Origin of the sequence: Vibrio makurazakiensis, assembly GCF_050337375.1 — a bacterium.
Classification (GTDB): Bacteria; Pseudomonadota; Gammaproteobacteria; order Enterobacterales; family Vibrionaceae; genus Vibrio; species Vibrio makurazakiensis.
Genome location: NZ_JAKJSW010000015.1, coordinates 1 through 12,599 on the forward strand (window position 1 = coordinate 1; position 12,599 = coordinate 12,599).

13 protein-coding genes are annotated in these 12,599 nt (G+C 41.2%); 6 read left to right on the top strand and 7 right to left on the bottom strand.

Translation table 11 applies throughout. The features are described 5' to 3' along the window. Positions 1-168: 168 nt before the first annotated feature. Positions 169-723, bottom strand: a complete 555-nt coding sequence (locus tag L4C33_RS00925) for a sugar O-acetyltransferase (RefSeq protein WP_428810606.1) — start codon at positions 721-723, stop codon at positions 169-171. A gap of 278 nt (positions 724-1,001) precedes the next feature. Between L4C33_RS00925 and L4C33_RS00930 the strand changes: the two genes are divergently transcribed. Together L4C33_RS00930 and L4C33_RS00935 are read left to right on the top strand one after the other, a co-directional pair. Continuing rightward, a complete protein-coding gene (locus L4C33_RS00930) occupies positions 1,002-2,735 on the top strand; it encodes an RluA family pseudouridine synthase (RefSeq protein WP_428810607.1) in 1,734 nt (577 codons plus the stop codon). 285 nt (positions 2,736-3,020) lie between these two features. Then, entirely contained in the window at positions 3,021-3,320 is a 300-nt protein-coding gene (locus tag L4C33_RS00935) for a hypothetical protein (RefSeq protein ID WP_428810608.1), read from the top strand. Positions 3,321-3,339: 19 nt separating this feature from the next. On the opposite strand, the gene L4C33_RS00940 is transcribed toward L4C33_RS00935, so the two are convergent. Then, complete coding sequence (locus tag L4C33_RS00940; RefSeq protein WP_428810609.1) at positions 3,340-4,029, bottom strand: pseudouridine synthase; 690 nt, start codon at positions 4,027-4,029, stop codon at positions 3,340-3,342. Between the two features lie 148 nt (positions 4,030-4,177). Further along, positions 4,178-4,987: a sulfite exporter TauE/SafE family protein gene (locus L4C33_RS00945; protein ID WP_428810610.1), complete on the bottom strand. Its 810-nt coding sequence runs from the start codon at positions 4,985-4,987 to the stop codon at positions 4,178-4,180. 306 nt (positions 4,988-5,293) lie between these two features. On the opposite strand from L4C33_RS00945, the gene L4C33_RS00950 reads away from it, so the two are divergent. Then, positions 5,294-6,271 (top strand): DUF1852 domain-containing protein, encoded by a 978-nt coding sequence (locus L4C33_RS00950; protein ID WP_428810611.1) that lies wholly within the window; start codon positions 5,294-5,296, stop codon positions 6,269-6,271. Positions 6,272-6,298: 27 nt separating this feature from the next. After that, positions 6,299-7,333, top strand: a complete 1,035-nt coding sequence (locus tag L4C33_RS00955; protein WP_428810612.1) for a methionine synthase — start codon at positions 6,299-6,301, stop codon at positions 7,331-7,333. Positions 7,334-7,548: 215 nt separating this feature from the next. On the opposite strand, the gene L4C33_RS00960 is transcribed toward L4C33_RS00955, so the two are convergent. Continuing rightward, complete coding sequence (locus L4C33_RS00960; RefSeq protein WP_428810613.1) at positions 7,549-8,325, bottom strand: phosphotransferase family protein; 777 nt, start codon at positions 8,323-8,325, stop codon at positions 7,549-7,551. 136 nt (positions 8,326-8,461) lie between these two features. Next, a complete protein-coding gene (locus L4C33_RS00965; protein ID WP_428810614.1) occupies positions 8,462-8,812 on the bottom strand; it encodes a hypothetical protein in 351 nt (116 codons plus the stop codon). Between the two features lie 287 nt (positions 8,813-9,099). Here L4C33_RS00965 and L4C33_RS00970 point away from each other — a divergent pair, with 287 nt between their 5' ends. After that, positions 9,100-9,282, top strand: a complete 183-nt coding sequence (locus L4C33_RS00970; protein WP_428810615.1) for a hypothetical protein — start codon at positions 9,100-9,102, stop codon at positions 9,280-9,282. 155 nt (positions 9,283-9,437) lie between these two features. Here the strand turns inward: L4C33_RS00970 and L4C33_RS00975 are convergent, their stop codons facing one another. Then, positions 9,438-9,770, bottom strand: coding sequence for a YnfA family protein (locus L4C33_RS00975; RefSeq protein ID WP_428810616.1), 333 nt, complete (start codon positions 9,768-9,770; stop codon positions 9,438-9,440). Positions 9,771-10,366: 596 nt separating this feature from the next. Between L4C33_RS00975 and L4C33_RS00980 the strand changes: the two genes are divergently transcribed. Then, positions 10,367-10,993 carry an esterase/lipase family protein gene (locus tag L4C33_RS00980; protein ID WP_428810617.1) on the top strand — a complete coding sequence of 209 codons (627 nt, stop codon included), beginning with the start codon at positions 10,367-10,369 and terminating at the stop codon, positions 10,991-10,993. Positions 10,994-11,069: 76 nt separating this feature from the next. Here L4C33_RS00980 and L4C33_RS00985 read toward each other — a convergent pair. Beyond that, the coding region (locus L4C33_RS00985; RefSeq protein WP_428810618.1) for a phospholipase D family protein at positions 11,070-12,599 on the bottom strand (1,530 nt) is incomplete at its 5' end.

Below are 12,599 nucleotides of genomic sequence, written 5' to 3' on the forward strand. Positions count from 1 at the left end.
TAACTTAGCTGTGATGAATAGTGACTGTCAGGACGTTAGTACTTCATTATGGCGTTAGCTCCGATAGAAATGATGGGCGATATTATAGCCAATTAGAGAAAGTGGATACAAGTAGCCGATCGTCATTTTGGCTACTTGATCTGATTTGATTACGAGCAGAGATAACCGCTACAGTTCTCGAATAACTTTACAAGGATTGCCAACCGCAACCACGTTAGCAGGTATGTTTTTAGTCACCACGCTGCCAGCGCCAATGACTGAGTTGTTTCCAATCGTCACACCCGCACACACCACAACGCTGCCGCCGATCCATACGTTATGTCCTATATTGATTGGATGACCAAACTCAATCCCCTCTTCCACTCGTGATTGAACATCTAGTGGATGACCAGCAGTGTAAATCTGAACATTCGGCCCAAACATCACATTATCGCCAATATCGACGATATTAACGTCTAAAACCACGCAGTTGAAGTTAGCGTAAAAGTTCTTACCTAGCTTTATATTAGTGCCGTAATCGCAACGAAAGGGCGGCTCTAGATAGGTGCCTTCTGGCGCATTTGGAATCAATTTAGCTATCGCGTTCTTCCACTCGGCGGTGTCAGGAATACTACTATTGAGGCTTTGCATTCTTTTACGACAAGTAATTCGAGCATCATATAACTCTTTATCCCATGCATCGTATGGCTCACCTGCGAGCATTTTTTCTTTTTCAGTTCTCATCACTATTTCGTTACTCATTTGGACAGTTATGACTCTGCTTATTCGACTATTCAAATACCAGATTGGCATAATCTAAAAGTGCCGCCGATAACCTGTATCAAGACCAAGTCAAAATCGACTTTTAATTATGGAAAATATTAACAACATCACCTTTGGTACTGGTAACTAATCCTCAGTGACGAATGCTGTACAAACAAGTAGAATCACGCCCAGCCTAAATTGGTTTTACACTTAAGAAAAAACCACTACTTTCATTATTAAGAAAAGTCGATATTTCTATGCATTCTTCAGTTCCTTGTTTTACTCCTTTTTCACGATCTACTGATGAATATTCGCTTCCCGAACGGTTCACTTTCCCATTTTATTATGAACCCCATCCATTATGTGAATTAGCTGCCGAGCAGCTTCAGAAACACCTAACCGAGCAAACGACTTGGCACCATGACTTCGGTATTGACGATTCAAATTCAGCAAAGGCTAGTCAACCTGCTGAACCATCTCTTTTAGCGTCAAAAGCAACCAAAGAACGTGGGAAAATGTTTGGTGTGTTAGTGGTTCAGAACCAACAAGGCGAACTTGGTTTTCTTTCAGCATTCTCTGGAAAAATTGCCGACCAAAACCTACTTCCTGGATTCGTACCGCCTGTTTACGACATGCTTTCAGAAGATAGTTTCTATCGAGGACAGCTCGCAGAGGTGACTGTCGTGAGCGATCAATATAAGGCTAAGCTTGCCAACCCCGATTTTGCTGCAGTCAAAGCAGAATTAGCTAAAAACCGTTTGCAAGCCGAACATGAAATTGAAGAGCAACGACAATCTATTATTGAAGGAAGAAAGTCTCGTAAAGCACAGCGTGCCCATGCTGAAGTTCATTTTAACGCAGCTGACCTTGACCAACTGATCATTGATCTGGGTAAAGAAAGTGTTGCTGAAAAAAACAAACTTAAGTATTTAAAGCAACAGTGGGAGGAGGCGCTTGCCGAAATCCAAAGCCGACTAAGTGTATTTGAGCAAGAGATTGAAATGCTAAAAGAAGAGCGAGCGAATTTGTCTCACCTTTTACAGCATAAGCTCTTTGAACATTATGCGTTTTTGAATAGTCACGGAAAGACAAAAGATCTAAACGAAATATTCAAAGACACACCAAACCATATTCCACCGGCAGGTTCTGGGGAATGCGCTGCACCGAAACTTCTGCAATACGCTTTTCTCAATGACTTAAAGCCCATCGCACTCGCCGAATTTTGGTGGGGGCTCTCGCCTAAGTCGGAAGTTCGAAAGCATAAAAAGTTCTACGCGTCGTGCCAAAGTAAGTGCGAGCCGATTTTGGGGCATATGCTGCAAGGCATTGAAATGGACCCAAATCCCCTACTGGATAACCCAGCAGAAGGGAAAGAACTCGACATTCTTTATCAAGATGATCACATTGTTGTCGTAAACAAACCTGCTGAATTTTTGTCTGTACCAGGCCGTACAATAAAGGACTCGGCAGCTTACCGCATTGAGCAGTTGTTCACTGATGTTGAAGGGCCGTTTGTTATCCATAGACTGGATATGTCTACCTCTGGCATATTAATTTTTGCCCTAACAAAGCGAGCGAATAAGAGTCTACAAAAGCAGTTTATGGCGAGAGAAGTGAAGAAACGCTATGTTGCGCTCGTTGAAGGTGTGCTCAAAGAAAATGAAGGTTATATCACGTTACCACTTCGCGGAGACATTAATGATCGCCCGCGCCAGATGGTCTGCCATGAACACGGCAAGCCTGCTGAAACTAAGTGGGAAGTGATTGAGCGTAACGATTCAACAACCAAAATTTATTTATACCCAAAAACAGGGCGTACTCATCAATTAAGAGTACATTGCTCACACACCGATGGCTTACACATGCCAATCCGTGGTGACGATTTATACGGGTTAAAAGCCGACCGCCTGCACCTCCATGCTGAAAAGCTCGAGGTTGAACACCCTGTAACAAAAGAATGGATGGTCTTCCAAGCTAAAACAGACTTCTAATTCAATTAATAATACTAACGCAATAAAGAGCGCCTGCTCGATATTAAATGACACAGCTCAACAAGCCACGTTTACACATTAAGGCGTGGCTTTACTGCACTCTGATATTCACCTTATTACTTTCACCCTAACTTCACGCTTTCAACCAAGATCAATCCGCTAACCCTTTAGAGTAAAAGCCGAACTCTATTGTGGTAGATCAAAGACTCCGCCGGCACTAGGAATTACGCTCCCACGCTTCTGCTTATCGTGTGTTATCACAAACATTTTCAATAGGTCTTCTCTATGTCTGAGTCAGAAAAAATCAGCGCCCGTAAACCTAGCCTAGCATTGGCTATGTCGAACCTTATAGCTGAGGTCAAACAACAATTCCCTTTAGAAGATCCTGAAACTTTTGTTTGTGGGCCGAAGGGCGATTGCGTTGGCTGCCCTAAGAAATTGATTGAACTGGTAGACAGTGAATTAATGTATTGGGAACACAGCATTTCTCGCGGGATAGCGCCCAACTTTGAAGAGATAAGAAGGTTTGGCAAACTGTGTACGAATGTCAGACGCGGGCTAAAAAGAAATGGCTTAGTTGACTAAACTCGGCGTAAACATCTAGTTATTTGCCGAATGACTTCATTTCACTATCCGTTAAGTATCGCCATTGCCCAACAGGTATATCTAAAGTCACCTCACCAATCGCTTCCCGATGAAGCGAAACAACGCGATTACCTACTGCAGCAAACATACGTTTAACTTGGTGAAATTTGCCCTCAGTGATGGTTAACAGCACTTCTTTTGAGTCAATAACCTCTAAGATCGCAGGGCGTGTTAACTTCTTCTCGCCTTGCAACTGAATGCCATTTTTAAACTTTTCAGCAACATCATCAGAAATATTGCGAGACAAACCAACGCGGTATACCTTTCGGCATTCCTTTGTAGGAGTCGTAATATTAAATGACCAACGTCCATCGTCGGTAACTAAAACCATACCCGTTGTATCTGCATCTAAACGGCCGGCAATGTGAAGTTCAGAGACATTGTCCACCTCTATATACTTAAATAACGATGGGTAGACCTCATCAATATTTGAGCAAATCGTACCCGCTGGTTTGTGCATTAGAATATAGCGAAAGTCACGTGCTTTTAACTTCACGTCATTTAGAAGTACTGTATTATTTTCATGAACTTGCGTGGCTTCATTCGTAATAATATCGTCGTTGACACTCACACCACCAGAATGGATGACTTTTATCGCTTCCGCTTTGGTTAACTCGGTACTTTTACAAACAAATTTATCTAAACGCATTGTGACTAATTCTTAGGGTGAGGAACACGCGCCATTATCCTTCCCCACTTAAAATTATCAACAAGTCACTACAAAATAAACGATTCAGTGAGCCTAGGCGTAAAGCTACTGAATCGCAGTTTATCGTTGAAGAAGCGCAAGCTTATGTTTAGCTCATCGTCATATTTGCAGCGATAACTAACAGCAAGGCTGCGAAAATCTTTTTAATCGTTGGAACAGGTAAGTAATGTGTCGCTTTTGCCCCTAAAGGCGCGGTAAACCAAGAGGTACACACTATCCCCAGTAAAGCGGGGAGATATACAAACCCAGCAAATCCATCTGCTACAGAAAAGTGGCTACTGCCTGAGCTGATATAACCTACCGAACCAAATAATGCGATAACAATACCGCAAGCAGAAGCACAGCCTATAGCCTTTTTCATATCGACAGAAAAGAACGTCAACAATGGCACTAAAAGCGCGCCGCCACCTATGCCTATCATAGCGGACAACCCGCCAGTAATCGTCGTAAGGACTGTTAACAATCCTTTATTTGGTAACTGTCGTTCTTTCGGAGAATCGTTTTTACTGCTTAAGAACATCTTAATGGCTATAAGAACCACACTCACGGCAAACACGATACGAACGACTTTCTCTGGTAATAATGCAGCCATGAAACCACTGATGAGTGCACCAATAGCCACTCCCATCATAATCCAAGGGGCAAGTTCCCAAGGAACGTTACCATTTTTATGGTGAGCAATAGCTGAAGACGTTGATGTAAATAATATTGAAGCCAATGAGGTTGCAATTGCAGCAACAACCACCTGTTCAGACGGTAAAACCTCAAAGTGAAGTAAAATACTGCTCAGTACCGGAACAATAATTAGCCCCCCTCCAATACCTAACAATCCCGCCAAAAAACCAACGCCGCTACCTAATAGCGCGCAGTATATAATTAACAACAGCAACTCACTCATTCACTTATCTCTTAATATAATTAGTCGGTTATTACACAATATAAATGTGGTTATATTGCCATCAAGCTAATTAATATAACTGACACTCACTAAAATATTCAAACATAATAGATCATGAATATTTCTCATGTTCAATGTGAAGCAATAACATTATTAATCGTGTTCCGTTCCAAGTATAAAAATACTAAGCGATTAACTTCAGACGATATTACCGTCGATTCTTAATCTGGTCAGCGTCAAAAATAACAAGACATTTAAGACTAGCGCCCGAAAGAATCGGAAAAAATTTGGATACGGATTACCACTATGAATAAAGAATTTAATTTTACGATTAAGAGCATTAGTCTCGATGAAAATTACCAACCAGCAGACAGCACTCGTATCACAACTAACTTTGCTAACTTAGCTAGAGGCAACAGCCGCCAAGCTAACTTGCGTAATGCCCTACAGATGATTGACAACAGTTTCAATGCGTTAGCACATTGGGATAATCCAAAGGGTGATCGTTACTCTGTTGAGCTTGAAATCATTTCTGTTGATATGGATATCGAGAACGGTGGTCAAGCGTTCCCTTCTATCGAAGTACTGAAAACAAACATTATTGACCATAAAACAAACGAACGTATTGAAGGAATTATAGGTAATAATTTTTCTTCTTATGTTCGAGATTATGACTTTAGTGTATTACTACTAGATCATAATAAAGGCCAAGATAAATTTAGTATTCCAGAAGATTTTGGTGATTTACATGGAAAGCTTTTTAAATATTTCGTGAATTCTCAAGCTTACAAAGAGAATTTTAATAAACCGCCTGTTATATGCCTAAGCGTATCCGATAATAAAACTTACCACCGAACTGAAAATCAGCACCCAGTATTAGGTTTTGAGTATCAGCCAAATGAGTCCTCTCTGACTGAACAATATTTCAAAAAAATGGGCCTACAAGTTCGTTATTTCATGCCACCAAATAGTGTTGCACCTTTGGCATTCTATTTCTTTGGTGATTTACTGAATGATTACTCCAATCTAGAGCTTATCAGTACCATCAGCACCATGGGTACGTTCCAGAAAATCTACCGACCTGAAATCTATAATGCCAACGCTGTTGCTGGGAAATGCTATCAGCCAAATTTGAAGAACTTAGATCACTCACTCACTCAAATAGTGTATGACCGAGAAGAACGTAGCCAGTTGGCTATTGAGCAAGGAAAGTTCGCTGAAGAACACTTCATCAAACCATACCAAACAGTTCTTGAGCATTGGTCTGCTAATTACGCCTTATAACTTACCAAATATACAGCGGCACTTATTATGAAAACACTATTACCGACTTCAACTGCTGGCAGCTTACCTAAGCCTTCTTGGTTAGCACAGCCAGAGACACTTTGGTCACCTTGGAAATTGCAAGGCGACGAGTTAACAGATGGAAAACACGATGCTTTACGTGTGTCACTACATGAGCAACAACAAGCCAATATTGATATTGTCAGTGATGGTGAACAAACTCGCCAACATTTCGTAACAACGTTTATCGAGCACCTCAACGGCGTTGATTTTGAGAAACGTAAAACCGTTAAAATTCGCGATCGCTATGATGCTAGCGTACCTACGGTTGTTGGCCCGGTTTCTCGCCAGAAACCTGTGTTTGTTGAAGATGCCAAGTTTCTACGTCAACAAACTAAACAGCCGATCAAATGGGCTTTGCCAGGTCCTATGACGATGATAGACACACTTTATGATGACCATTATAAAAGCCGTGAAAAACTAGCATGGGAGTTTGCTAAGATCCTCAACCAGGAAGCCAAAGAATTAGAGGCTGCTGGCGTAGATATTATTCAATTTGATGAACCTGCATTTAACGTATTTTTTGATGAGGTTAACGATTGGGGTATTGCATGTTTAGAACGAGCAATTGAAGGGCTTAAATGTGAAACGGCCGTTCATATCTGTTATGGCTATGGCATCAAAGCGAATACCGATTGGAAAAAGACGCTGGGTTCAGAGTGGAGACAGTATGAGGAAGCTTTCCCAAAACTGCAGAAGTCTAATATCGATATTATTTCATTAGAATGCCACAACTCTCATGTACCAATGGATTTACTTGAGCTCATCCGAGGCAAGAAAGTAATGGTTGGGGCTATTGATGTAGCCAGCGATACCATTGAAACACCAGAAGAAGTTGCCAACACTCTAAGAAGAGCACTTGAATTTGTCGATGCCGAGAACCTCTACCCTTGTACTAACTGTGGTATGGCACCTTTAGCTCGTCCTGTCGCATCAGCTAAATTAAACGCTTTAAGTGCAGGCGCAGAAATCGTTCGAAAGGAACTCGCTGCCCAGAACTAAGTAACATACCTAGTTCTAAATAACATAGTGGTATGTAGTTTAGTTCGATAGATAGTAAAGAAAGATAGAAAGTGTGTGGTATCAAAACGGCTTCTCAACAATAAGAGACCAATGGTATTACACGCTTTTCTGGTTAGTTAGCTATTGCCGTAAAGTCCTCATTACTCCCAACAGCCCCACGGAAATGAACACTGCTTTGAAGTAAGCAGTATGTCTTATAGTACTTTTCCCACAGACTCCAGCCACTGTGGAACATTATTGCAATACCAATTTATGTACTTCAAAGCTTCCGAGTTATTCCTAACAACCAGTATGTTGACCACTTCTATAATTATCCAACATTTGGCAATGATGAGATGTTTTATTAGCTCATGCTCCGTTAACAGTGAGTTATAGCGGGCATATTTTCGAACGACTATTTCATAATCAGAAACCGAACCAAGCCCTTTAACCAAAGGAGCTAAGTCAATTGCAGGGCTACCATAACCAAAGCGCTCCCAATCAAATAAAACAAGCTCGCCGTTAACCCTCGAGCCCCAATTCCCATCGTTGGTATCCCCCGAAATTAAGCCCGGGAATTCAAATAAACGGTCAGATAACGACTGAAGATATTTTATTGCGCTTTGAGCACTTTCAGAGAGCTGCAATATTGATAGAGCTGACTCAGTAGCTGCACCTGTCCACTCATGCTTTTTAACCGTAAAGGATGGTACGTATCGGGAACTATGGATTAATGACAATTGCTCAAACGTTTGTGGATTGGATTGTAACTCCACTAGCGAAATACGATTGGGAATGTACTCTATGTTTAGACTGTTACCCTCTGCCCTTAATAATGCCGGAGTATTCACACCCGCTAATTTGGAGGCCGCTAACTGGTAGAAGTTAACTTCAACATCAGATGCTCCTTGCTTCAGAATACATTTGAGACCATCAAGTAATTCAACGGAGACTCTAGCCTCGCCCATTTTTGATAAATCTTGTGTAGTCATAACTATCCTTTGCTATAGCATCCGATTGAGTCGTGAGCCTTACCACCAGACCAGAACTTTTCCATAAATTCCTGAGTCAGCAAACGAGTTATTCCAGGTGTTGTAAATCACCTTAGATACTTCATCACTTTCGGAGTCAAAGAAATTGAAGGACTAAACAACCGATTAATGCTGGCAGGCCTGCAATAAAGAAAACCAGCCCTGTTTGGTAGTTCATTCTATATTGCTGTTGTTGGTCTTTTTCAAAATCATGCCCCTCTACCATTCTGTAGACTTTGTCTGTTCGAGGGTCATCAAGTCTAGTCGTCTTACTGTGGATACCACCTTCCCACATAAGTTTAGCCAAAACCCATATAACGATAACAATAAAGAACAAAAAGTCGATTAACCTAGTGGTCGCGAAGAAGGGAACAAACTGGGATAGTGCTATTACAGCCAATGCCGCAACAAGATTAATTAACACTACTTTCTTGAATAGATCGAGCAAAATAACCCCTTAGAGCATCGCAATAAGTTAAGACATGAGGAGTCCACCTCCCAAATATCAATAAACACCTATATCACTATACTCACGCCCTTTAATCATGCCAAGCATTAAGAATCAGATCTGTGTCGTTACTAACATGCTTTGTTTAGTTAACCGCAGCGCTAATTACCACCTAAAAAGTAACATTCAAACCATTTCATTAAACTTATGTTTCATTTTTAACAGGTGCGTAACCACAGCAAACCCACTAATGTTAGTAGCACGTCAACTACACCTAAGCGAACACTATGAAAGTACTCATCCAATACACTCAAGCGGGTAAATATAGAGACCAAGCGTGGGAGTCACTAACAATTAAAGCGAAAGGCGAAACTCAAGCCGTAACGCCATCTTACGCAGCCCAACTCATTGAACAAAGCAAAGCCAGCCTCGTGATATCTGAAGACGAGCAAATCATAATCCACTCTTAAACGATACTAATGAGCTCGGCTTTTTGAGCTCATTCTATTGCCCCTAAACACATCACACGCCCTAAGTGACTAACAACCCTAAACCAAACTCAATTGACCATCTGTAAATCGAATCCAAATCGCCAAATGCTTAGTCGTCGCTTATAAGATCCCTGTTATGCACTTTTGGGTGCAAACATGATGATTGCCATACCAAACAGAGCAATCGAACCACCAACAAGATCCCACATAGTTGGCTTTTCACCATCTACGAGCCAAAGCCATATTAATGCGACAGAAATATATACACCTCCATACGCAGCATAAACTCGACCTGTTGCTGTTGGGTGAAGTGTGAGAAGCCAAGCAAACGCAGCAAGGCAGAGCGCTGCTGGGATTAAAAGCAAAATACTCTTATCTTGCCTAAGCNAAAGGTAAGGCAAATAGCAACCGACAATTTCGGCTACGGCCGTTAGTACGAAAAGACCTACTGTTTTAAATTCAAGCATTGAAAACCTTTAAACTGATGAAATGTATAGCGACCTTACTTAAGCCAGCGCACCTTAACACAAAACTTAACTTGAGCTGAAAGTGCTAGGCATTGGGAATCTGCCTTTAGTGTTTTGTTGCAGCCTAACCTTAAACCGTAGCCAAGAATTAACTATGGTTCCATAATCTCATATTAGCTATTGGGTGACGTGTATTCTGTAGTTGTCGCGACCACTTCAAAACCACGCTTTGATACGATGGGCTTACTCATATCTTAGGCGTCAATGATAAGCTCCCAATTCGGTAAAATGACTATCAATCGTATGTAGTGCCAATTGAGTTTAACTAAATATATCGAGACTTGTGTCTACCGATGTAGCAACACTCCAAACTAAATCTTTGTATGCCGACAACTTATTTCGTCCCATATAGACCCCACGTTTTCTTTCTATTACATTGCTTCCTTTGAATTGATAGCCATTCTTAGCCAGAAAAAGTCTATATTCGACGGTCAAGATTTTCTATATAGCCAGCTAGATAACACTTTTTCTAAGTAAATTTGAGTCAAAAAGTATAAGCTCATACACTGAACAAAATTAGAAACTAAGTGGCTGATATGAAGACAAAAAACAAACATATAGTGCTAATTCACGGCCTTTATATGCCAGCACTTATCATGCAGTATCTCGATAAGCACTTTAAAAAAAGAGGCTATCAGACCCATAAGTTTGGCTACAACTCTCTACAGTTTCCTTCTGCTGCTAAAAAGCTCAATCGTTTTGTTAGCACTCGCTTTAAAGAGACAGATCATGTCTACTTTTTTGGCCACTCAATGGGTGGGTTATTGATCCGCCACTATTTCCAAACCTACCATCCGGTATTTTCAGATACTTGTATCATCACTGCTGGCACTCCACATAACGGTGCAACAATAGCTAAGTTCCTTTCGAAAAATAGACTTGGTTTTCTTTTAGGTCGTAGTGAGAAAATCTTAAATGATGGGCTTGGTGAGCACGAAATTAATGTCCCTATCGGGGTCATTACTGGTAGTTTTGATGCGGGTGTCAGTAGAATCGTATTAGGAAGAAGTGCTGGTGATGGAACTGTAACAAGTGAAGACGCAGACCTTATTGGCGCTACCGCAACCTGTTCATTAAACCTTAGCCATACTGCTCTTGTTTATTCAAAAGAAGTCGTTTCTCGTTCTATTGATTTTATCGAACACAAAAAGTTTTATGACTAGCCCTTCCCCACTCATCTATTAGCTTTAGACGATATGCCAAATCAAGCTCGCTAATGGCTTAACGAGCTTGGTTTAATTATAAGTATTTTTCTATTGGAATGAGTTGTAAGAAGCGAGATTGAAACCTTTCCCAATTTCCAGTCTCAGGTTCTGAGTCCCAACTTTTTCCTTCAGAATGCCAATAGACATCGCCTTCTTTTAGATCCAAGTACCAACTATTATCTTCGTTCATAGCGTTCTCTATATCTAAAGCAAGACTTTGAGCGACACTTTCATCTTCGATTACCAAAATGGATTCTGTATTAAGGTAAGTCGAACGTAGGTTAAAGTTAAAAGAGCCAACGCTCGCTATTTTTCGATCAAAAACCGCCGATTTAGCATGAAGTCCATAGGCTAACGTTGGTGCACATTTAGATTCATCTCGGGTAGACTCTTCACACAGGCTCGTTTCAGGCTTCAATTCGAACAGCTGAATTCCATTTTCAAGCATATCTTTACGACGCCCAGCGTAACCAGAATGATTCGTTGTAAGATCGTTAGAAGCCATAGAATTTGTCAATGCTTTTATATCAACATCACGGCTTGCTAATTCATCCCACTCCTCTAATTGAGGGTCATCAAATATAAGGTAGGCAGACTCCAATAACACCTCATGTTCAGACTGCTGAGCCAATTTAGATAACAGTTGGGCCGTTTCTTTTGGCTCACTGGTGTTCGTTTCATCAAGAGGAACGGGGCTATCGTAAGTAAAACTTGCCTTTACCCATTTCATATTTTTAGCTAGCTCATGCATATAGCGATTTGCTTCAGGTTTACTTTGAGGTAAATCTGGGTAGTTTCTATAACTAGGTATCATAATTGAGTTCGCCTCAGGCACACCTAAAGCCGCATCACCGCCTAGCAGTTCAACAGGGTATGACCATTGGCTGTCCCAATAGTCTACAAAACTAGCTTGGATATCATTGACTACAGGCCCCGTAACTAAAACGTCTCGGTCACGAAAATTAATCTCATCAGATAGATCAAAATATTCATCACCTATATTGCGTCCGCCAACAACTGACCAGGCACCATCAACGGTGAACGATTTGTTGTGCATACGACGGTTCAGGCGTGAGAAGTCACCTAAGACACTTAGCCACTTTGCTACGCCACTTCGATTAGGCGTTGGATTAAATACTCGAATATCGATTTTAGGATGCGAGTCGAGATAAACCAGTAAATCTTCTCGCTCGTTAAGGTTGATATCATCAAGCATCACTCTCACTTCAACGCCACGATCTGCAGCTGAAATAAGTCGGCTAGCTAAATACTGACCCGAAATATCTGAATTCCAAATGTAATACTGAATATCAATACTGTGCTCAGCACTTTCAACGAGAGCTAGCCTTTGAGCAAGAGCTTCCCAGCCAGTATTCTGAAAAAGAACGCCGCTAGTGTCTGCTACGGATTGTTCAGTCGARTATACATCACGTAATTCTGATAATGAGCTACTTGAATGAGGTGTGGACTTCTCGGGGGAATGCTTAACTTCGTTTGGAAGGGTGCCGCAGCCCCCCAAAATAATACCAATTAATAGGGTAATGCTTATTCTTTTAATCACAGG

Excerpts from the sequence above, each read along its gene's own strand:
- L4C33_RS00970 (WP_428810615.1), top strand. The coding sequence starts at position 9,100 with ATGAAAGTACTCATCCAATACACTCAAGCGGGTAAATATAGAGACCAA.
- L4C33_RS00930 (WP_428810607.1), top strand. The coding sequence starts at position 1,002 with ATGCATTCTTCAGTTCCTTGTTTTACTCCTTTTTCACGATCTACTGAT.
- L4C33_RS00925 (WP_428810606.1), bottom strand. The coding sequence starts at position 723 with ATGAGAACTGAAAAAGAAAAAATGCTCGCAGGTGAGCCATACGATGCA.
- L4C33_RS00955 (WP_428810612.1), top strand. The coding sequence starts at position 6,299 with ATGAAAACACTATTACCGACTTCAACTGCTGGCAGCTTACCTAAGCCT.
- L4C33_RS00980 (WP_428810617.1), top strand. The coding sequence starts at position 10,367 with ATGAAGACAAAAAACAAACATATAGTGCTAATTCACGGCCTTTATATG.
- L4C33_RS00960 (WP_428810613.1), bottom strand. The coding sequence starts at position 8,325 with ATGACTACACAAGATTTATCAAAAATGGGCGAGGCTAGAGTCTCCGTT.
- L4C33_RS00935 (WP_428810608.1), top strand. The coding sequence starts at position 3,021 with ATGTCTGAGTCAGAAAAAATCAGCGCCCGTAAACCTAGCCTAGCATTG.
- L4C33_RS00950 (WP_428810611.1), top strand. The coding sequence starts at position 5,294 with ATGAATAAAGAATTTAATTTTACGATTAAGAGCATTAGTCTCGATGAA.
- L4C33_RS00945 (WP_428810610.1), bottom strand. The coding sequence starts at position 4,987 with ATGAGTGAGTTGCTGTTGTTAATTATATACTGCGCGCTATTAGGTAGC.
- L4C33_RS00940 (WP_428810609.1), bottom strand. The coding sequence starts at position 4,029 with ATGCGTTTAGATAAATTTGTTTGTAAAAGTACCGAGTTAACCAAAGCG.